At 44.9% G+C, this 20,044-nt stretch carries 20 protein-coding genes; 13 read left to right on the top strand and 7 right to left on the bottom strand.

Translation table 11 applies throughout. The features are described from left to right. Positions 1-106: 106 nt before the first annotated feature. Positions 107-1,456: a glucose-6-phosphate isomerase gene (locus tag AZ46_RS14865; protein WP_029283981.1), complete on the top strand. Its 1,350-nt coding sequence runs from the start codon at positions 107-109 to the stop codon at positions 1,454-1,456. A gap of 590 nt (positions 1,457-2,046) precedes the next feature. Then, entirely contained in the window at positions 2,047-2,451 is a 405-nt protein-coding gene (locus AZ46_RS14860) for a YugN-like family protein (RefSeq protein WP_029283979.1), read from the top strand. On the opposite strand, the gene AZ46_RS14855 is transcribed toward AZ46_RS14860, so the two are convergent. Then, positions 2,448-3,440, bottom strand: coding sequence for a potassium channel family protein (locus tag AZ46_RS14855; RefSeq protein ID WP_029283978.1), 993 nt, complete (start codon positions 3,438-3,440; stop codon positions 2,448-2,450). The genes AZ46_RS14860 and AZ46_RS14855 overlap by 4 nt on opposite strands. A 14-nt stretch (positions 3,441-3,454) precedes the next feature. Beyond that, a complete protein-coding gene (locus AZ46_RS14850) occupies positions 3,455-3,697 on the bottom strand; it encodes a hypothetical protein (RefSeq protein ID WP_029283977.1) in 243 nt (80 codons plus the stop codon). A 138-nt stretch (positions 3,698-3,835) separates the two neighbouring features. Here AZ46_RS14850 and AZ46_RS14845 point away from each other — a divergent pair, with 138 nt between their 5' ends. The 6 genes from AZ46_RS14845 to AZ46_RS14820 all read left to right on the top strand — a co-directional run bounded on the left by AZ46_RS14845 (position 3,836) and on the right by AZ46_RS14820 (position 11,231). Continuing rightward, a complete protein-coding gene (locus AZ46_RS14845) occupies positions 3,836-5,143 on the top strand; it encodes a glycosyltransferase family 2 protein (protein WP_029283976.1) in 1,308 nt (435 codons plus the stop codon). Between the two features lie 112 nt (positions 5,144-5,255). Then, complete coding sequence (locus AZ46_RS14840; RefSeq protein ID WP_029283975.1) at positions 5,256-6,569, top strand: hemolysin family protein; 1,314 nt, start codon at positions 5,256-5,258, stop codon at positions 6,567-6,569. A gap of 109 nt (positions 6,570-6,678) precedes the next feature. After that, positions 6,679-7,914 (top strand): dicarboxylate/amino acid:cation symporter, encoded by a 1,236-nt coding sequence (locus tag AZ46_RS14835; protein ID WP_029283974.1) that lies wholly within the window; start codon positions 6,679-6,681, stop codon positions 7,912-7,914. Between the two features lie 256 nt (positions 7,915-8,170). After that, positions 8,171-9,832: a glycoside hydrolase family 13 protein gene (locus AZ46_RS14830; protein ID WP_029283973.1), complete on the top strand. Its 1,662-nt coding sequence runs from the start codon at positions 8,171-8,173 to the stop codon at positions 9,830-9,832. A gap of 84 nt (positions 9,833-9,916) precedes the next feature. After that, positions 9,917-10,333, top strand: a complete 417-nt coding sequence (locus AZ46_RS14825; protein ID WP_029283971.1) for a secondary thiamine-phosphate synthase enzyme YjbQ — start codon at positions 9,917-9,919, stop codon at positions 10,331-10,333. Then, complete coding sequence (locus AZ46_RS14820) at positions 10,314-11,231, top strand: MBL fold metallo-hydrolase (RefSeq protein WP_029283969.1); 918 nt, start codon at positions 10,314-10,316, stop codon at positions 11,229-11,231. The genes AZ46_RS14825 and AZ46_RS14820 overlap by 20 nt, the downstream gene beginning before the upstream one ends. Before the next feature lie 725 nt (positions 11,232-11,956). Here the strand turns inward: AZ46_RS14820 and AZ46_RS14815 are convergent. Then, entirely contained in the window at positions 11,957-12,289 is a 333-nt protein-coding gene (locus AZ46_RS14815) for a DUF948 domain-containing protein (protein WP_051865584.1), read from the bottom strand. A gap of 56 nt (positions 12,290-12,345) precedes the next feature. Continuing rightward, positions 12,346-12,750, bottom strand: coding sequence for an HIT family protein (locus tag AZ46_RS14810; RefSeq protein WP_029283960.1), 405 nt, complete (start codon positions 12,748-12,750; stop codon positions 12,346-12,348). A gap of 166 nt (positions 12,751-12,916) precedes the next feature. Between AZ46_RS14810 and AZ46_RS14805 the strand changes: the two genes are divergently transcribed. From AZ46_RS14805 to AZ46_RS14790, 4 genes are read left to right on the top strand one after another with little or no spacing between them, the layout of a single operon-like run. Beyond that, positions 12,917-14,005: an NAD(P)H-dependent flavin oxidoreductase gene (locus AZ46_RS14805; RefSeq protein WP_029283958.1), complete on the top strand. Its 1,089-nt coding sequence runs from the start codon at positions 12,917-12,919 to the stop codon at positions 14,003-14,005. Beyond that, positions 13,992-15,260, top strand: a complete 1,269-nt coding sequence (gene kynU, locus AZ46_RS14800) for a kynureninase (protein ID WP_029283956.1) — start codon at positions 13,992-13,994, stop codon at positions 15,258-15,260. Before AZ46_RS14805 ends, kynU begins: the two co-directional genes overlap by 14 nt. After that, the gene (kynB, locus tag AZ46_RS14795; protein WP_029283954.1) at positions 15,257-15,886 is read left to right on the top strand and encodes an arylformamidase; all 630 of its coding nucleotides are present in this window, start codon (positions 15,257-15,259) and stop codon (positions 15,884-15,886) included. The genes kynU and kynB overlap by 4 nt, the downstream gene beginning before the upstream one ends. A gap of 49 nt (positions 15,887-15,935) precedes the next feature. Then, the gene (locus tag AZ46_RS14790) at positions 15,936-16,196 is read left to right on the top strand and encodes a hypothetical protein (protein ID WP_029283944.1); all 261 of its coding nucleotides are present in this window, start codon (positions 15,936-15,938) and stop codon (positions 16,194-16,196) included. A 24-nt stretch (positions 16,197-16,220) separates the two neighbouring features. Here the strand turns inward: AZ46_RS14790 and AZ46_RS14785 are convergent, their stop codons facing one another. Next, positions 16,221-17,048, bottom strand: coding sequence for a protein-glutamine gamma-glutamyltransferase (locus AZ46_RS14785; protein WP_029283942.1), 828 nt, complete (start codon positions 17,046-17,048; stop codon positions 16,221-16,223). A 196-nt stretch (positions 17,049-17,244) separates the two neighbouring features. Between AZ46_RS14785 and AZ46_RS14780 the strand changes: the two genes are divergently transcribed. Beyond that, positions 17,245-18,636, top strand: a complete 1,392-nt coding sequence (locus tag AZ46_RS14780; protein ID WP_029283940.1) for an L-cystine transporter — start codon at positions 17,245-17,247, stop codon at positions 18,634-18,636. A 66-nt stretch (positions 18,637-18,702) separates the two neighbouring features. Here AZ46_RS14780 and AZ46_RS14775 read toward each other — a convergent pair whose 3' ends face one another. After that, positions 18,703-19,167, bottom strand: a complete 465-nt coding sequence (locus tag AZ46_RS14775; protein ID WP_029283938.1) for a hypothetical protein — start codon at positions 19,165-19,167, stop codon at positions 18,703-18,705. Positions 19,168-19,180: 13 nt separating this feature from the next. Then, entirely contained in the window at positions 19,181-19,960 is a 780-nt protein-coding gene (locus AZ46_RS14770) for a hypothetical protein (protein ID WP_029283936.1), read from the bottom strand. Positions 19,961-20,044: the final 84 nt, after the last annotated feature.

Genomic DNA, 20,044 nt, shown 5'->3' with positions numbered 1-20,044 from the left:
TATTTTTAAATGATGGCGTTTTCATTTTTTGGTCCGCTTGATTTACAAACACAGTTTCGTTAAAGTGAAAGAGGATTAAAATTTTAGGAACGATGGAGGAACTGCAATGACACATGTTCGTTTTGATTACTCAAAAGCGCTGTCATTTTTTGGTGAGCATGAGCTTACATACCTGCGTGATTTCGTTAAAGTTGCGCATCACTCAATTCATGAGAAAACAGGAGCGGGAAGCGACTTCCTAGGCTGGGTTGACCTCCCTGAGGCATACGATAAAGAAGAATTTGCACGCATTCAAAAAAGTGCAGAAAAAATTAAATCTGATTCGGATGTTCTTTTAGTCGTTGGAATCGGCGGATCATATCTTGGCGCACGCGCTGCCCTTGAAATGCTGAACCACTCTTTCTACAATGCTTTGTCTAAAGAACAGCGCAAAACGCCGCAAATCATCTTTGTCGGCAACAACATCAGCTCTACTTACATGAAAGATTTGATGGATCTGATTGAAGGACGCGACTTCTCAATCAATGTTATTTCAAAATCAGGCACAACAACTGAGCCTGCTCTTGCATTCCGTATTTTCCGCAAACTGCTTGAAGAAAAATACGGAAAAGAAGAAGCAAAAACCCGCATCTACGCGACAACAGACAAAGCCCGCGGTGCTTTAAAAACACTTGCTTCAGAAGAAGGGTACGAGTCCTTCATCATCCCTGATGATGTTGGCGGCCGCTACTCTGTTCTTACTGCTGTCGGCTTGCTTCCAATTGCTGCTGCAGGAGCGGATATTGAAGAAATGATGAAAGGCGCAGCCGCTGCCATGAACGATTTCTCAACATCTGAGCTTGAAGAAAATGCCGCTTACCAATATGCAGCCGTCCGCAACGCGCTGTATAACCGAGGAAAAACGATTGAAATGCTCATTAACTATGAGCCAGGCCTTCAATATTTCTCAGAGTGGTGGAAACAGCTGTTTGGCGAAAGTGAAGGAAAAGACCAAAAAGGCATTTTCCCTGCTTCAGCAAACTTCTCAACTGACTTGCATTCAATGGGCCAATACGTGCAGGAAGGACGCCGTGATCTGTTTGAAACCGTCCTTAACGTTGAAAAACCGCGTCACGAGATTACCATTGAATCAGAAGAAAACGACCTTGACGGCCTGAACTACCTTGAAGGCGAAACAGTTGACTTCGTCAACAAAAAAGCATTCCAGGGTACGATGCTTGCTCACACGGACGGAGGCGTTCCAAACCTGATTGTGAACCTTCCGGAAATGAACGAGTATACATTCGGCTATCTTGTCTACTTCTTCGAAAAAGCCTGTGCGATGAGCGGATACCTGCTTGGCGTGAATCCATTTGATCAGCCGGGTGTTGAAGCTTACAAAGTAAACATGTTTGCTCTGCTTGGCAAACCAGGATTTGAAGAGGTTAAAGCTGAGCTTGAAAAGCGTTTGAAATAAGTAGGAAATGGCAGTCCGGTACAGTTGAACCGGACTGCTTTTTTTGTGGGAAAAAAGCTGGGGCATAAGCGAATTGTATTCTTTGAAAACGAAATATGATTTGAGAGGATAAGCAAAACGATGAATCGTACCCTCGCAAACCAAGAAACGATCGGGGAGGGTAAGCAAAGTGGTGAATCGTACCCAGCAAGAGCGAAAAACGACATGGGCAGGGTAAGCAAAGCGAAGAATCGTACCCAGCAAGAGCGAAAAATGGCATGGGCAGGGTAAGCAAAGGGATGAATCGTACCCAGCAAGAGTGATAAACGGCATGGGCAGGGTAAACAAAGGGATGAATCGTACCCAGCAAGAGTGAAAAACGGCATGGGCAGGGTAAGGAAAGCGATAAATCGTACCCAGCAAGAGCGATAAATGGCATGGGCAGGGTAAGCAAAGCGTGGAATCATACCCTGCTAAAAGCGAATAACGGCATGGGAGGGTAAGCAAACCATCCGAAATATGTCATTCCCTCCGCTTCCCTTCCCTTCCCTTCCCTTCCTCATAAAAAACAGTTATCAGGAGAACCTACCTTAAAAAGGAGGTCGAATCTCATGATTGAAATTCCATCGAAACTGGAAGGGAAATCGTTCAAGCTGTATCATCTTGAAACACAATTAAAGCCGCTTGGGTATGCTATCGGCGGGGGCTGGGACTATGATCACGGTTCGTTTGATTATAAGATTGATGATGAGGTGGGCTATCAGTTTTTGCGTGTTCCGTTTACGGCAGCTGACGGCCAGCTGGATTCGCAGAATACGACTGTCACGCTCTCAAACCCTTACTTGCTTTCGCACAAATATCAGATAGGTCTTGATGACAATGTTCATATTGGAAATGTAAAGGCATCTTTTGACCAGTTTCAGGAGCCGCAGGACAAAGACGCCGATTTTCCGGAGAAATACATTGATACAGGCAGGGATTTGGTAAAAGAACTTGAGGATCTGCTGCTTGATTAATGAGTAATCATAATCAGAAGATCCTCTTCATTAAGAATTTGGGAGATTGGCGGATTCAGTTTCGTCTGATCTCCTTTTTTGATGCCAATAAGCAAGTTTTCTTTTTCAAGCAGACTGTGGCTGGCATCGTGAAAGGTTTTTCCGACTAGTTCAGGAGGTATCGGAATGATTTTAAAGTAGTTTCCGTTTGCGGGATTGAGTTCTGAATATACGCTCGACAGCCCGTATTTCGCCAGGTAGCTGTTCATCATCAAGTGGCTTGAAAGCTGATAGGACTTGATAATTTCATCTGCACCTGCTCTTTTGGCGTTATTCACATGCATCCCGGTAACAAGCTCGACAACCGTGTAAAGATCAGGGTTCATGCCTTTTAGTGCAAGCAGGATTAAGATCGACTGCATGTCAGCATCTGTTTCGCTTTTATACTGATCGGCCGTGATGATGGCAGCATCTGCTTTTTCGATGTTTGCTTTGATCAGTGTCCGGTCAATCGTTGGATTGCCTTTGATAAAATGCAGATTTTCAATTAAAGGTGACTCTTCGAGAGTGTCATCAATGAGAACGATGTTTTTATAGGGCTTGACCTTTTGGAAGGTTTCGATCAGCTCGTTTGATTTTTCATTCCACCCGACAATCACGACATGATTTCCATATTTGTAGGCCGTTTCTCCTTTTAGGTAAGAATGCTGCTTTTGAAAAGCTGCTGCCGACAATGTGGCAAAGTAGGTCGTGACAAATCCGGCACCAATAAGGATGAGCACGATGCCTACTGATCTTCCGGCAACCGTTTCAGGAACATAATCACCGAATCCGACGGTGGATACGGTAACAAGCGCCCACCAGATTCCGTCAAAAACAGTCGGAAAGACGTCTGGTTCTATTAGCGATATCACTTGTCCAAAGAGCAGGACAATCAGCATCACGATTAAAATAATGCGGACATAGAGGGGCCATCTCAGCCAGTCTACAAGCAGTTTATTTGATCTCAACGTTCACACCCGCCTTATATTTTGTTTGGTAAAAACGATAGAACCTCACGGATAATGGCATTTATTTTCTCCGAAACCGCTTCTGTTCCATAGGCTTCGATTGCTTTTTCAATAGCAGCAATCGTATCTTCTCTGAATTCGATCACCGGCTTTTCTTCTTCAGCATCATTGTAGAATTGAATGAATACATCAAGCCCCTCATTCATTTTGTCGATGGCTTCGCTAAGCGCGGTCTTTTCCTCATCAGACAGTTTCATCTCATCACTTCCTTGATTTCAAACATGCTTTTATGTAGTATGTGCAAGTTTCTCCCATTTTTTCTACTTGTTTCGTTTATGTATGCATAGTCAGGGATTGCGGAAGATAAAAGAAAACTTGAGTGAAAAGGTTGAGACATGGTGCTAAAGCGATACGTGAGCGTGAAAAAGAAATTTTGGATCAGCCAGACCGCGGCTTTGTTGTGGATGCTCTTCTCTGTCTTCCTTTCTCTTCCTTGGTTAAGGGAGCTTGCTGAGCTGACCTCGCTGCCGCTTGCCATTTTCATTATTGGAGGCATTGCCTACATACCGGGATTTTTGAATGCCTTTTTGATCACCAGCCTGCTGATTGACAGGCAGCCACCGTATAAAATCAGCAGTCCTGAAGTTCCGGTCACTATTTTGATTGCAGCAAAGAATGAACAAAAGAATATCGGGACGACAATCAGGTATTTGGCCGATCAGGATTACAAGGGCAGTCTTGAAGTGATTGTAGTGGATAACGGATCCGATGATTCAACTCCGTCAGTTGCCCTTGAAGCCGGGACTGCCTATGGCATTCCTGTGCGTCTCCTCCATGAAGAAAATCCGGGGAAATATCATGCGCTGAACAAAGGCATTCATGAAACAATGACAGAATTCGTCCTTACTCTTGATGCAGATACGCTTCTGCACAAAAGTGCTGTCAGGCGCATTGTTTCAAGGATGATCAGTTCCCCTGAGGATGTCTGTGCTGTTGCAGGAACCATTCTCGTCAGAAACAGCAGGGAAAATCTCCTGACAAAAATGCAGGAGTGGGACTACTTCCTCGGCATTGCAGCAATCAAAAGGCTTCAAGGTTTATATCAGGGGACGCTCGTAGCACAGGGGGCATTCAGTTTGTACAAAACGTCTGCTGTAAGGGAAACCGGAGGATGGCCGGAAGCAATCGGGGAAGATATTGTTCTGACCTGGCGATTTCTGCATCACGGGTACAGAGTGTACTTTGAGCCTTTGTCAGTTGCGTTTACAGAAGTACCGGCTTCCTTCCGTCACTTTGCCAGGCAGCGGTCGAGGTGGGCGCGGGGGATGATTGAAGCACTGAAGGAAATGAAGCCTTGGCATCAGCCGGCCATTTTCGCGAAATTCCTGACGGGCATTAATTTCATCATGCCGTATCTGGATTTTACGTATACCGTTTTCTGGATTCCCGGCCTGATTCTCGCTTTTTTCGGTCATTACTGGATTGTCGGGCCGATGACCCTTTTTGTTCTGCCTCTTACCCTGATCAGCTATTTGAGCATCTATACCTATCAGAAAAAAGTGTTCAGAGAACTTGATTTAAAAGTAAGAAAAAATATTACAGGCTTCTTTTTCTTCGTTTTAAGCTACCAGCTGATCATGGCTCCTGTTTCCGTCTGGGGATACTTTCAGGAGGTTTTCAGGCTGAAAAGAACCTGGAAATAAATAAAATGCTAAAGTAACGCGAAAAAGCAAAGAATAAAAGCAAATAAAAAGGAATCCGGGTTTCACCTTATGAAAGGAGGTGACCCTTGTCCATGAAGAATGAGGGAACTCTTTGATTGCCACAAATCTACTTCTAGTCGCCCTTTTAATTGCAGCTACAGGCTTTTTTGTCGCTGCAGAGTTTGCCATTGTAAAGGTAAGAAGCTCAAGAATTGATCAGCTCGTAGGAGAAGGAAATAAAAAAGCGATTGCTGCCAAAAAAGTAACGGGAAGTCTTGATGAATATCTTTCAGCCTGCCAGCTTGGGATTACAATTACAGCTCTCGGTCTGGGATGGCTTGGGGAGCCGACCATCGAACGGCTTCTTCATCCACTGTTTGATTCATGGGGAGTCAATCCGTCGCTGTCAGGAATTTTATCGTTCGTCCTTGCTTTTGTGGCGATCACGTATCTGCATGTGGTCATTGGGGAGCTTGCCCCAAAGACCCTTGCCATTCAGAAGGCGGAATGGGTCACGATGAATCTTTCGAGGCCGCTTATTCTTTTTTATAAAATCATGTTTCCCTTTATTAAAACACTGAATGGGTCTGCCCAGATGATTGTCAAAATGTTTGGCCTGCATCCGGCATCTGAACACGAGATGGCCCATACGGAAGAGGAGCTCCGCATCATCTTGTCAGAAAGCTTGAAAAGCGGGGAAATCAATCAGTCCGAGTATAAGTATGTGAACAAAATATTTGAATTTGATAACCGGATTGCAAAAGAAATCATGGTCCCAAGAACAGAAATGGTTACTGTTGCACTGGAAGATTCATTCGAAGAAAACCTTGAAATCATGAGAAGCGAAAGATACACCAGGTATCCGCTTGAACACGAAGACAAAGACAACATCATCGGTCTTGTGAACATTAAGGAAGTGCTTGATGCGCTGTATATGTCAAAAGACGGCGTGCTCCTTAAAAATTACATCCGGCCGGTCATAAAAGTAATTGAGACAATCCCGATTCAGGATCTGCTCCTAAGAATGCAAAAGGACCGGATTCATATGGCCATTCTTGTCGATGAATACGGCGGAACAGCCGGACTTGTGACAGTTGAGGATATTCTTGAAGAAATTGTCGGTGAGATCCGCGATGAATTTGACATCGATGAACTCCCGAATGTGCAGAAGAAAAGCGATACCCACTACATTTTTGACGGAAAAGCGCTTATTGAGGAAGTAAATGATCTTCTTCAGACAAACATTGATTCCGAAGATGTGGATACAATCGGCGGATGGATCCTCACCGAAATGATTGACGTTCAAAAAGGAGATAAAATCACCGCAGACGGCTATGAATTTACTGTAACGGATATGGAAGGCCATCACATCATAACACTTGAAGCCAAAAAGAAAATTGAAACAGCCGCAGGCGATCCTGAGTGATTGCCTGTTTTTTTGTGCCGCTGAAAATTCCAGTAAACCATTCTTGAAAAAAGTCCATTCCTCTGATAGCATTAGTTGGTTCTTATTGATATGAAAGAGGGATTTTAACATGAAAGCATACCGTTTTCCGCTTATTCTGCTTTCATCAGTCGTGATTGGCGGTATTATCGGACTGATGTTTGGCGAAAAAGCTGTGTTTTTAAAGCCGTTCGGCGATTTGTTTTTAAATGCCATGTTTACGGTTGTTGTACCGCTTGTCTTCTTTACGATTGCTTCATCCATTGCAAATATGGGAGGAACGAAGCGGCTTGGAAAGATTATGGGCAGCATGCTCGCTGTGTTCCTGTTTACAGGATTAATTGCAGCGATTTACATGACGGCTGTCGTAAAAATCATCCCTCCTGCACAAGGTGTGACGCTGCAGCTTGAAAAGCCGGAGGCGATGGAGGATGTAACACTGGCTGATCAGATTGTCAGCACGTTTACGGTTCCTGATTTTGTCGAGCTGTTCTCAAGAAACAACATGCTTGCGATGATCGTTTTCTCTGTATTGGTCGGTCTTTCCGTTTCCATGATCGGGGAAAAAGGAAAGCCGTTTGCAAGCTTTCTCTCGTCCGGTTCTGAAGTGCTGATGAAACTTGTCTCCATCATTATGTACTATGCACCGATCGGACTTGGCGCTTATTTCGCAACTCTTGTTGGAGAATACGGCCCGATGCTCCTTGGCACTTATTTCAGAGCAGGTGTGATGTATTATGCAGCAGCCTTTATTTACTTTATCATTGCGTTTACGGTTTACGCATTCATCGCCGGCAAGAAACAGGGAGTGAATGTTTTCTGGAAAAACATGCTGTCTCCTACAATCACTTCACTTGCAACATGCAGCAGTGCAGCATCCATCCCGGTTAACCTTGAGGCGACGAAAAAAATGGGTGTCAGTGCAGATATCAGGGAAACGACAGTGCCACTTGGTGCCGCTCTTCATAAAGATGGTTCCGTTCTTGGCGGCGTCCTGAAAATTGTGTTCTTATTCGGTATTTTTGACATGAGCTTTTCAGGATTCGGCACGATCACAAGCGTGATACTAGTAGCCATCCTTGTCGGAACGGTCATGGGAGCGATCCCGAGCGGGGGAATGATCGGCGAAATGCTTATTCTTACGCTTTACGGGTTCCCGCCTGAAGCGCTGCCGATTATTGCGGCGATCTCAACGATCATTGATCCTCCTGCAACCATGCTGAATGCGACAGGCGATAACGTCAGCAGCATGATGGTCTCCCGCATGGTCGAAGGCAAGAACTGGCTGAAGAAGAAAACAGCTGAAGTCAGCTCTAAAATTGCGTGACTAGAGGAGAAAGCTATCCGGAGCGGATAGCTTTTTTCTTTTTTATGCAAAATGATGTGGCTATACAGGCAGTTTCTCCTCTGCACTCAGCGTTTTTTGAGGAATTCAAAGGAAATTGTTCAATCTTTAACACAATTAGAGTATAATACTTTTTAGAAATGAAAACTTAGCATAAATGTAAGCGAATACTTTTTACTTGAAACACTTACCCGTTCGTCTTACTGGACGTTAAGGTTGAAATAAAGGAGTGCTGTATATGAAAAAAATGTGGTGGAAAGAAGCAGTTGCCTACCAGATCTACCCAAGAAGCTTTATGGATTCGAATGGGGACGGAATCGGTGATATCCGCGGAATTATTTCTAAACTGGATTATTTGAAGGATTTTGGAATCGATGTCATCTGGATTTGTCCGATTTTCTCTTCTCCAAATGCAGATAATGGATATGATATCAGTGATTATCAGGACATCATGGCTGATTTCGGAACAATGGAAGACTTTGACGAACTTTTAGAAGAAGTCCATAAAAGAGACATGAAGCTGATCTTGGATCTTGTTGTCAATCATACAAGTGATGAGCATCCATGGTTCATTGAATCACGCGAGTCAAAAGACAATGAAAAGCGCGACTGGTACATCTGGCGCGACGGCAAAAACGGCAAAGAGCCAAACAACTGGGAAAGTATTTTCAGCGGTTCTGCGTGGGAATATGATGAAAAAACAGACCAGTATTATATGCATGTATTCGCAACAAAACAGCCTGACTTGAACTGGAAAAACCAGGACATGAGACAAGCTGTTTATGAAATGATCAACTGGTGGCTTGATAAAGGAATCGACGGCTTCCGTGTAGATGCAATTTCACACATCAACAAAAAAGAAGGATTCCCTGATCTTCCAAATCCAAACGGCCTTGATTACGTTTCATCATTTGATTACCACATGAACGTAGAGGGCATTATGGAGCATTTGAGCGAGCTGAAAGCGCAAACGTTTGCACGTTACGACATCATGACAGTCGGCGAAGCGAACGGGGTTAAGCTTGAACAGGCAGAGGACTGGGTCGGAGATACGGACGGAATCTTCAACATGATTTTCCAGTTTGAGCACCTTGGCCTTTGGGACAATGGACTTGAAGGATCGGTTGATCTTGTCAAACTGAAAGAAACTCTTACGAAGTGGCAGAAGGGGCTTGATGGAAATGGCTGGAATGCTCTTTTCCTTGAAAATCATGATCAGCCGCGTTCTGTTTCAACATGGGGCGATGACAAGGATTGTCTTGTAGAAAGTGCAAAAGCACTTGGCGCTATGTACTTTATGATGCAGGGTACACCATTCATTTACCAGGGACAGGAGCTCGGCATGAAAAATGTTCATCTTCCGTCCATCGATGATTACGACGATGTTGCCATGAAAAACCTTTACCGCATTGAAACGGCAAAAGGACGCTCACACGAAGAAATCATGGAAATCATCTGGCATAAAGGCCGTGATAATTCACGTACGCCAATGCAATGGAATGACGAGAAAAACGGCGGTTTCTCAACAGGAACTCCTTGGTTCGGCGCTAATGAAAACTACAAGGAAACAAACGTTGAAAAGCAGCTGAAAGATGAGAACTCTGTCTACCATTTCTACAAAAGAATGATTGACCTGCGAAAAGAAAACGATGTCCTTGTTTACGGGACATATGACTTAATCCTTCCAAAGGATAAACAAATTTACGCTTATACACGTACGTTTGAAGGCAAAACAGCCCTTGTCATTTCGAACATAAGCAACAAAAATGCATTCTATCAGTACAGCAAGCTTCCGCTTTCAAGCGAAAGCCTGGTGCTGCAAAACTACGAAACAGAAGGCCACAAACATGTGACTTCCTTTACAATGAAACCTTTTGAAACACGAGTATACTTGTTCTAAACATGCAATCCCCGAGACAGCCTGTGCCGTTACGGGGTTTTTGCATGCTGATAATGGTACAATTTAAAAAAGGAGGCTGATAGAATGCTGAAAAAATTCACGATTAGGACATCAGCACGCGATGAGATGCTCGACACAACAGCCCTGATCGAAGATTTTGTGAATGAAACCGGCACAGTAGAAGGCACAGCCTTAATCTATTGTCCGCACACCACTGCAGGAATCACAATCAATGAAAATGCGGATCCTGACGTGAAAACAGACATGATCAGACGCTTTGATGAAGTCTATCCATGGTTTGACGATAAGGACAGGCATGCCGAAGGGAATACTGCTGCGCATATGAAAGCAAGCACAGTCGGCTCCTCGCAGCATGTCATTATCACTGGAGGGCACCTCCTGCTTGGAACATGGCAGGGAGTCTATTTCTGTGAATTTGACGGGCCGAGAACCCGGACATTTTATGTAAAGGTGCAGGCAGATGGGCAAGAAATATCATAACTTGGACGGGGTTGAAAACACCAAAAGCTTTTCGGATTTCAGAAAGTGGATGAAGGAGCGAAAAGCGAAAAAGAAGGATATGTCGGTCTCCATTGAAAGGCTGGATAATCCTCAGACGGAAGAAGTGTCGGCTAACCGTTCAAAAACCAGTTTGACCTGGATCGGCCATTCTACGTTTCTGATTCAGACGGGCGGCATCAATATCCTTACTGACCCGGTCTGGGCAGAGCGGATGGGCATGCAGAGGAGATTGACGAAACCGGGCATGCCAATCCGGGCACTCTCGGAAATCGACGCTGTTCTGATTTCTCACGGACATTATGATCACCTGGATTTTGCATCAATCAGAAAGCTCAAGGGAGACCCGGTTTTTTACGTGCCCGAAGGCCTCGGTGCTTCCTTCAGAAGAAGAGGGTATAAGAACGTGAAAGAAGCTGCATGGTGGGATGTGTTTGATAAAGAGGACGTCAGATTTACATTCGTTCCTGCCCAGCACTGGACGCGCAGAACCCTGTGGGATACGAATACTTCCCACTGGGGAGGTTGGGTCATTGAACACAAAGGCCACTCCATTTATTTTGCCGGTGACTCCGGATACTTCCGCGGCTTTAAAGAAATCGGTGAAAAAATGTCTGTCGATGCCGTCCTGATGCCCATCGGAGCTTATGAGCCTGAGTGGTTTATGAAGGTATCGCACATCAATCCAGAGGATGCAGTCACGGCGTACATTGATCTGAACGCGAAAGGGCCATTTGTTCCCATGCATTACGGTGCATTCAGGCTGGCCGACGATACAGGACCTGAAGCTTTGGAGAGGCTGCTTGCAGAATGGGAAAAGCGTGCACTTGACCCGGAAAAGCTAAACGTAATGAAAATTGGTGAAACATGGTGGGTATGAGCATTGATGAGATTCAGTGCTCTTTTTGTTGTGGAAAAATAAAACCATCATCGGGGAAGGAGCCTGAGGTTGTTGGCAGAAAACAGCAGGACAAGAACCATCAACCGGAAAGATTTCGAGTTTGATGGAATTAATAAGTCTAATAAGAACCATCAACAGGAGAAATCTTGTGCTTGATGGCACTTAACAGCGTGATAAGAACCACCAACAGAGAAGATTTTGTGCTTGATGGTACTTAAGAGCTTGATAAGAACCACCAACAGAGAAGATCTAGTGCTTGATGGCACTTAACAGCGTGATAAGAACCACCAACAGAGAGGATCTTGTGCTTGATGGTACTTAAGAGCTTGATAAGAACCACCAACAGAAAAAATCTCGTGCTTGATGGCACTTAACAGCGTGATAAGAACCACCAACAGAAAAAATCTCGTGCTTGATGGCACTCAACAGCTTGATAAGAACCATCAACAGAGAAGATCTTGTGCTTGATGGTACTTAAGAGCTTGATAAGAACCACCAACAGAAAAAATCTCGTGCTTGATGGCACTTAACAGCGTGATAAGAACCACCAACAGAAAAAAACTCGTGATTGATGGCACTCAACAGCGTGATAAGAACCATCAACAGAAGCATGGTAGAACTAAAACTTAGTACCTGGTTTAATATCATCTCCGACAGCTCCTCCACCACACAAAAAAACAGACCACCAAAGTGATCTGCACCTCTCAGCCCCGAACTCTGTGTGCGGCGCGTTCTTCTTTTTTAGATGGTATAAACTCTTTAAAGCTTTTCAAAGTTTCCGGTGTTTCTTTCGCAATTTCGATTGTTTCCTGAACGGTTTTCTTTTTGTACTCTACGTCAGACATGATTTTTTCCTGGGTGGCGGAGAGTCTGGTTGTTTCATTTTGAATGCTTTCGGTTTGTTTTTGGAGGCGGTTTGCCGTTTCCTGAAGGTCCTGCAGCACAGGCTGTGATTTTTTGAAGGTGCGGATGGATGAGACACCTAGATAGATAAGGGCAAGGACAACAAGCGCAATGCTTATGTATACAATGATCATCGGTAACACTCCTTTGTCAGCGGTCTTTCTCTTTTTTTACCCAAGTTCGGTCCATTTTAATCTTCGTCCGAGAGGGAAGGCCGCAAATTCTCTTTGCCCTTCAGCCAGGATCTGATGCCTTTTCCGGCATACGTTTCGTCTTTGAAGCGGGGGATGATATGAAGGTGAGTGTGAAAAATATGCTGCCCTCCGGCCTCGTTTGTATTCCAGCCGATTGTATAGCCATCAGGCTCGTGCTCTTGATCGAGCAGTTCCTTCACTTCCTGAAGCAGACTGTATGTAGCATTCCATTCATCCTGCGTTAAATCAAACATGGTAGGGCGGTGCTCTCTTGGTACGATCAGGCCTGATCCAATAAGGATGTTTTGGGGCATCTGAAGAAAGAGACAATGGTCGTTGGACAGGACAATTTTCTGATCTTCTATCATTTGAGGATTACAAAGGGGACACAGCTCATCCAACTTCAACAGCTCCTATCTTTGAGTGTCTATTTTTTACCATTTTAGCACAACCGGGTAAAAGGAGAACGGATTTTGCTCCGGATCATTCCTCCTGAATCCGGCAGGGAACGGCTGCATGCTTGTAGAAGAAGGTAGGCAGTTCACTTCTGGATGAGGAGGAGTATGCGTGGGATGGAATGAAACAGCTGTAAGCCGCAAGCTTTGCATCACCTATCCGGTTATTCAGGCACCGATGGCGGGAGGAATTAGTTCACCCCAACTGGCGGCTGCTGTCAGCGGCTTCGGGGCGATGGGGTCTGTCGGAGCAGGTTATTTAACGGCGGAACAGCTTAAGGAGCATGTTGTGAAAATAAAGGGTTTGACGAGGAAACCGTTCAGCGTCAATCTTTTTGTGCCTGAAAAAGAGGTCTATGCCAGTGAGGCAGAGATAAAAAGGATGACGGATCGATTTAAGCAATGGGGACTTCCTGTGGAGTACCTTTCTTATTCAAATGAAGAAAACCGCCATAATTATGAACAGCAGCTTGAAGTCATTCTTCAGCAGGGGGTGCCTGTCTGTTCATTTACTTTCGGGCTGCCTTCAAAAGAAGCTGCAGCAGAATTGAAAAAAGCAGGCAGGACAGTAATTGGTACGGCGACATCCGTTGACGAGGCGCTTATGTTTGAAGAACTTGGAGCAGATTTGATTGTCATGCAGGGCAGTGAAGCAGGAGGTCACCGCGGAACCTTCCATCACTCTCAGGATGCAGGGGTCGGAACCATGTCACTTATTCCGCAGGCAGCAGATGCGCTTCGGGTGCCGGTGATTGCTGCCGGCGGCATAGCTGATGGAAGAGGAATGGCAGCGGCATTTATGCTCGGTGCAGAAGGAGTGCAGATGGGGAGCGCGTTTATTCCATGTACTGAAAGCGGTGCAGCGGAAGCTTATAAAGACAAAATAGTCTCAAGCACAGAAGATCAGACGGTACTGACGAAAGCATTCTCAGGAAAATATGCGCGGGGAATTACAAATGATTTTATCCGGAAAATGGAGCCGCATGAATCAGATGTCCTCCCTTATCCTCTGCAAAACAATCTGACAAAGCGGCTTAGGAGCGAGGCTGCTGAAGCGGGAAACACTGAAAATATGTCTGTCTGGGCTGGCCAGGGTTTAAGGATGATTCATGAAAAAGTGCCGGCAGACGTTTTTTTAAATCAGTTAATCAGTCAAACTGAAATCAGGATGAAGGAGGCTTCCCGCTATGGATCCAGATAAAGCGGCAGCACTTGATAAGCAGGATGAACTTGCCTGCTACAGACAGGAGTTTTATTTAAAAGAAGGCGTTATCTATATGGATGGCAATTCTCTTGGCCTCCCTTCAAAGCGGACTGAAGCTGCGTTGCTTGAAATGCTTGAGGCCTGGAAGGAGCACGGAATTGACGGCTGGACGAAAGGCGATAAACCTTGGTACTACCTGTCTGAAACACTTGGCGGGCAATCGGCTTTTTTAGTGGGGGCAAAGCCGCATGAGGTCATTGTGACAGGTTCTACTACGGTAAACCTCCATCAGCTTGCAGCCAGTTTTTTTAAGCCGGAAGGAAAAAGGACAAAGATTCTTGCGGATGAACTGAATTTCCCTTCTGACATATACGCTCTTCAAAGTCAGCTGTCTCTGAAAGGATTAGATCCTGATACACACTTAGTCAAGGTGAAAAGCAAAGACGGTCAGACGCTTGATGAAGACGATATTATTGCCTGCATGACAGAAGATGTGGCGATGGCTGTTCTGCCGACTGTTCTGTACAGAAGCGGCCAGCTGCTTGATATTGAAAGGCTTACGAAAGCCGCTCACGAACGGGGGATTATCATCGGCTTTGACGGCTGCCATTCAGTGGGGGCAATTCCACATGAGATGCACAAATGGGGGACTGATTTTGCTTACTGGTGCAACTATAAATATGTCAATGGAGGACCCGGTGCCGCAGCAGGACTGTTTGTCCATGAAAAGCATCTTGGCAAAAAGAGACCGGGGCTTGGCGGCTGGTTTGGCTCAAATAAAGAGCAGCAGTTTGATATGGAGCATACTTTTACGCCGGCAGACACTGCAGGAGCCTATCAGATTGGAACTCCGCATATTTTCAGTTCGGCGCCCTTATCTGCTTCTCTTGACATGTTCAGGGAAGCAACGATGGCTGCCATCCGCAGGAAATCGCTGAGTATGACCAGGGTGATGATGGATTTAATCGAAGAAGAGCTTTCAGGTTTTTCTTTTGAGATTGTCAACCCGAAAGAAGATGCACGGCGCGGAGGACATGTTGCTCTCATGCATCCTGAGGCTGCAAGAATCTGCAAAGCGCTGAAACAGGATGGAGTGATTCCAGACTACAGGTCTCCGAATATTATCAGGCTGGCCCCTGCACCTTTTTACACTTCTTATGGAGAGATTTGGAAGACTGTGCAGTTTCTAAAAACGATAATGAGGGAAAAACGATATGAGCAGTTTGAAAATATTCGGGAGGTGATTGCATGAAAATCATTGATATTTCAAGACCGCTGCAAAACAGCACGCCTGTCTGGCCGGGGGATACTCCATTTGATTTTGAACTTATGTGGACGAAAGAAGCGAGCGGGTCCGTTAATGTCGGAAAGGTGGAGATGAGCACCCATACAGGAACTCATGTAGATGCCCCCTATCATTTTGACTCGGAAGGGAAACGGATTCATGAACTTGATCTCTCCATTTACTGCGGCACAGCAAAAGTCATTCACATTCGAGGCCAGGAGGTCATTACTGCTCATATTCTAAAGAAAATGGATCTTGCGGGAACAGAACGTCTGCTCATCCGGACTGATTCCTGGGAGGATTCAAACAGGTTTCCCGAAGAGTTCACTTATTTTCACCCCGATGCTGCAGAGTACCTTGGAAGTCTTGGCATTAAGCTGATCGGAGTGGATGTCCCATCGGTCGATTTTATGAAAAGCAAAGAATTGCCTGCCCATCACTCGTTTTTTCAGCAGTCCATCTTTATTCTAGAGGGGCTGGACCTGACTTCGGCTGAAGAAGGAAGCTATGAGCTGATTGCTTTGCCGCTGAAACTTACGGACGGTGACGGAAGTCCGGTCAGAGCGATCCTAAGAAGCGGGTCAGCCGATTAAAGCTTTCTTTTTCAAATCAGAACATGTATTCTTATAACAGGTGATGAAAATGAAGATTATTCATTATTCGTACAAGAAAAGGGGAAGAATTGAATTCTGGTTTGATCAATGGCCGAATTCCCCTGTTGTGTTCACCCCCATTAAAGACTATTACTTTATTAGAGTTGTAAAGTGGAATCAGCTCGATCCGCTCGTGACAAGAATTGACCTTGGCGAAATGGAGCTGATGGTAAATAAATATCTTGGGCGTGAACAGTACTACTTGCAGCGCAAATATTTTCATAATGATCAGCTGAAGCTGCCGAAATAATGGCGGCTTTTTTTTGGTGGTAAATTACGCTCTTAAATAGTATACGTCCCCAAGTCTCGTTGCCGTAATGGTTCCATCTGCAAGCGGATAGGCGCCTGTTTCTTCTCTGTCACTCCGTTTATACGGATACAAGTATCTATAATCGAGGCGCGTTACCTGGGAAAGAAGGTAGGCTGATCTCGTAGCTCCCTGTTTTCTGTATTTGTTGAGGGAGGTTATGATGCCCTCAGAATCTTTAATGCCGATGCCATGTCCGTAGTAAAGATCATAGCCGAGGTCGATTGTATTTTCCCCGCGCCACTGCGGCTTTTCAGGGTCAAAATCAGGATTTTTAAAGTACAGGCAATCACCTGGAAGATAGTCATTTCCTCTTCTCGTAAAAACTCCAAGATCGTCATCATAGTGCCAGTCGTATAGAATCATCCCGTCAAACAGGCGGTTGAAGTAGGGCTCTTCAATCATTTCCAGTACGGCTCTGTAAAAAACGGCTACCATGGCAGTCGCACATTCAAATGCATACATGGTCCCATTATTGTAGACGTCCATCAAGGCGGCTGAAGGAGGAACGCCGGGTTTGATGACTATGGCTCCCTGGCTCGTCAGGTCCCAAAAAGCCGGATTGCATTTGGAATACTCAAACGTCGTAAACTTGACCCCGCTCTGATAGAGGGCAGAGGATGCTTTTACAATTTCGGTCCGCAGATCCATTTCGAATTTAAACTGGCTGAAATGCTCATATGAATAAACCTCTTCATATTTTACCATCAGATCAAGAATCTCTTTCTGCTCGGCGGTTAATACACTCGTATTTAAGATATTGTCATTTTGATAGGCGTTTTTAATTTTTATCACGTCAGACACGCGCCTCCTTTTAAAGCTGCTCTCATAAATTATGAGATTGCGGGCTGAAGCGGAACCATTAAGGCATAATTCCTTAAAAGCGGACATAACCTTTGAGTGTTGGCCACCGGTAATTCCTACTTGACTGATTGGTTTAATTGCTTTATATTTTTCTAATACTTAAGGAAAAAGTTAGGGGGGAAATGCTATGTCAGCATTTTTGTTAATTGTGAATATTGCCGTTCTTCTTGGACTCATATTCTTGCTTTTTTATATGCAAAAGAAACACGTTTCGTTTTCTAAAAGGGTGTTTGCAGCTCTTGGTCTCGGGATTGTGCTGGGCTTTGCCCTTCAATTTATTTATGGGCCGGAAAACGAGGTTCTTCTTGAATCAATCGGCTGGTACAGCATCGTGGGGAGCGGTTATGTCAAGCTGCTTCAAATGATTGTGATGCCTCTTGTCTTCATCTCAATCCTCAGTGCGTTTACGAAACTGAAGCTTTCGGGAAATATCGGAAAAATCAGCATCCTGATTTTGGGGATTCTCGTTGGAACAACAGCCATTTCCGCCGCAATCGGCATTGGAACGTCGCTTGGATTTAATTTAGAAGCAGTTCAAATTGAGCAGGGAGAGGCTGAGACAGCCAGAGGGGAAGCCCTTGACGCTACATATACGGAAATTCAGGATCAGACCTTCCCGCAGAAGGTTCTTGAACTTCTTCCGGGCAATCCGTTCCTTGATTTCACAGGTGCCCGTCCGACTTCAACCATTGCAGTTGTGATCTTTGCAGCTATTCTTGGACTTGCATTTCTTGGAGTAAAACGCAAAGAGCCTCAGCATGCAGAGCTGTTTGCTAAAATTGTGGATGCTTTTTATGCCGTCATTATGCGCGTCGTTACATTGATTCTGCGTCTGACTCCATATGGCGTGCTTGCTATTATGACGAAAACAGTTGCTTCAAGTGACCTTGATTCCATCTTGAAGCTTGGAAAATTTGTTATCGCTTCATATGTCGCACTTCTCGTTATGTTTATTATCCACTTGCTTCTGCTTACACTTGCAGGGTTAAACCCGGTTACGTATGTCAGAAAAGTATTTCCTGTCCTTACATTTGCGTTTACTTCACGTACAAGTGCAGGTACTCTGCCGCTTAATATCAGCACGCAGACGAAAAAGCTTGGTGTGCCTGAAGGTATTGCAAACTTTGCAGGTTCATTTGGTCTTACAATCGGGCAAAATGGATGTGCCGGCATTTATCCGGCCATGCTGGCGGTTATGATTGCGCCGACAGTGGGGATTGATCCGCTCAGCCCGTCATTTATTTTCACCCTGATTGCAGTTGTGGCCATCAGTTCATTCGGTGTTGCAGGCGTTGGGGGAGGGGCTACATTTGCGGCCATTCTCGTTCTTTCAACCATGAATATGCCGATTGCTTTAGCAGGGCTTTTAATTTCAGTTGAACCTTTAATTGACATGGGCCGTACAGCGCTGAATGTCAGTGGAAGCATGACAGCCGGAGTGCTTACTGGAAAAGCGACAAATGAACTTGATACGGATGTGTATAACGGCGATTCTTCTCAAGTTGAACTTGAAGCCTGATGCAGCAGCCATTTTAACGATTTAGAACACACAGAAAGGCAGCCGGATTTATTGCGGCTGCCTTTTTTATTTTATATAGCCAATCCCCAGTGCATAGTGTTCTTTCAATATTTTTTCCACGCGTGAAAACACTTCCTCGCGGCATTCAATAACCAGGACGACTTCGGTTTTTTTGGCGCTCCCGCCAATTTTAAGTTTTCTTTTTTTTATGACCGTATAGTAGAACAAATTGATGGCAAAACCCAAAAGCAGCCCGCTGCCTGCCCCTATCAGTCCCCAGTAAACAGGTCCCCATGCCAGCTTAAACCCTATGCTGACGCCAATGACGGCAAATGCAGTAGCAAGGGCTGCACCTGTATCAAAAAGACTGATGCCATCCGAGTGATGGATAGAATCCATCAATTTGACGGAATCATCATTCGCCTTTAAAGGCACAGCAAGGATTCTTTCTTTATGTATACCTTCTTGCTCGATTTTGGAAATCGCGAGCTCCAGATATGTGCAGTGATCAAACGCAGCAAATACTTGCAATGGAAATCACCCCTCAAACTCTGTCAGGAAAGCTGACCCGGTATTTCTGGTAATTAGTCATCAAAAAATTTCTTTGTTCATCTATAAACAGCTTGTTGTTCTCGACTGTATTGATGTATGAGTCATAAACAGCGAATCCGTATACAGAGGGAACAAACATCAGCCATGATGGATTCAGTATGTTTGTTGCCTGCTCAATCTCTCCCAAAAACAGAAAATGAACAGCGAGAAGGCACTTGGAATAATAGACGAAAACAACCGTCCAGATCAGGGCGAAAAATCCGGTAATAAGGCGGTGAATATACAGCTGCCCGGTTCCAGGCATCAGAAAGGACCAGACGACAGCCATTCGGGGATTGCGCTTGTCTAAATAGTTGATTTCCATGGCTCCGATTGTAAAGGTGTTAAAGGGTGCGTTTTCACGTTCGGCAAGCAGATAGACCCGGTTGGAATCGACTGTTGTGCGGTAGCTGTCCCAGATGGCAAATATGTAGACGGGAATATATAAGAGGGTCCACCGGTAATCAAGGGCTTCGCGCGCTTTATCAATTTCTCCGCAGAACGAATAAACCATCGCGATGTTCAAATGAGACTGCATATTAATAAAGACTTCCCATACGAAAAGGAGCAGCCCCCTGAAATATTTGGACAGAAGGAGATGGCCGAATCCGGGAAAAGCCGCGGACCACCATGCAATAATGTATGGGTTTCTTAAGTGGAATTGAGTTGTCCCAAACATGCTCAAATGAGCTTTATACCGCCTGTGCTGATTGGATCCAGTGAAATTTTCCATCTTCTACGCTGCTTTCTTGGTTAGTTATACTTGAGTACTATCATTTCCTTAATTATGGAATACATGCAGGAAGGCAGAAGGGCT

The sequence above is a fragment of the Metabacillus indicus LMG 22858 genome (genome assembly GCF_000708755.2).
Classification (GTDB): Bacteria; Bacillota; Bacilli; order Bacillales; family Bacillaceae; genus Bacillus_P; species Bacillus_P indicus.
This window is presented reverse-complemented; position numbering and strand designations above follow the sequence as displayed.

Excerpts from the sequence above, each read along its gene's own strand:
- AZ46_RS14830 (WP_029283973.1), top strand. The coding sequence starts at position 8,171 with ATGAAAAAAATGTGGTGGAAAGAAGCAGTTGCCTACCAGATCTACCCA.
- AZ46_RS14815 (WP_051865584.1), bottom strand. The coding sequence starts at position 12,289 with ATGATCATTGTATACATAAGCATTGCGCTTGTTGTCCTTGCCCTTATC.
- AZ46_RS14835 (WP_029283974.1), top strand. The coding sequence starts at position 6,679 with ATGAAAGCATACCGTTTTCCGCTTATTCTGCTTTCATCAGTCGTGATT.
- AZ46_RS14780 (WP_029283940.1), top strand. The coding sequence starts at position 17,245 with ATGTCAGCATTTTTGTTAATTGTGAATATTGCCGTTCTTCTTGGACTC.
- AZ46_RS14865 (WP_029283981.1), top strand. The coding sequence starts at position 107 with ATGACACATGTTCGTTTTGATTACTCAAAAGCGCTGTCATTTTTTGGT.
- AZ46_RS14850 (WP_029283977.1), bottom strand. The coding sequence starts at position 3,697 with ATGAAACTGTCTGATGAGGAAAAGACCGCGCTTAGCGAAGCCATCGAC.
- AZ46_RS14860 (WP_029283979.1), top strand. The coding sequence starts at position 2,047 with ATGATTGAAATTCCATCGAAACTGGAAGGGAAATCGTTCAAGCTGTAT.
- kynU (WP_029283956.1), top strand. The coding sequence starts at position 13,992 with ATGGATCCAGATAAAGCGGCAGCACTTGATAAGCAGGATGAACTTGCC.
- AZ46_RS14825 (WP_029283971.1), top strand. The coding sequence starts at position 9,917 with ATGCTGAAAAAATTCACGATTAGGACATCAGCACGCGATGAGATGCTC.
- kynB (WP_029283954.1), top strand. The coding sequence starts at position 15,257 with ATGAAAATCATTGATATTTCAAGACCGCTGCAAAACAGCACGCCTGTC.
- AZ46_RS14845 (WP_029283976.1), top strand. The coding sequence starts at position 3,836 with ATGGTGCTAAAGCGATACGTGAGCGTGAAAAAGAAATTTTGGATCAGC.
- AZ46_RS14820 (WP_029283969.1), top strand. The coding sequence starts at position 10,314 with ATGGGCAAGAAATATCATAACTTGGACGGGGTTGAAAACACCAAAAGC.
- AZ46_RS14770 (WP_029283936.1), bottom strand. The coding sequence starts at position 19,960 with ATGGAAAATTTCACTGGATCCAATCAGCACAGGCGGTATAAAGCTCAT.
- AZ46_RS14790 (WP_029283944.1), top strand. The coding sequence starts at position 15,936 with ATGAAGATTATTCATTATTCGTACAAGAAAAGGGGAAGAATTGAATTC.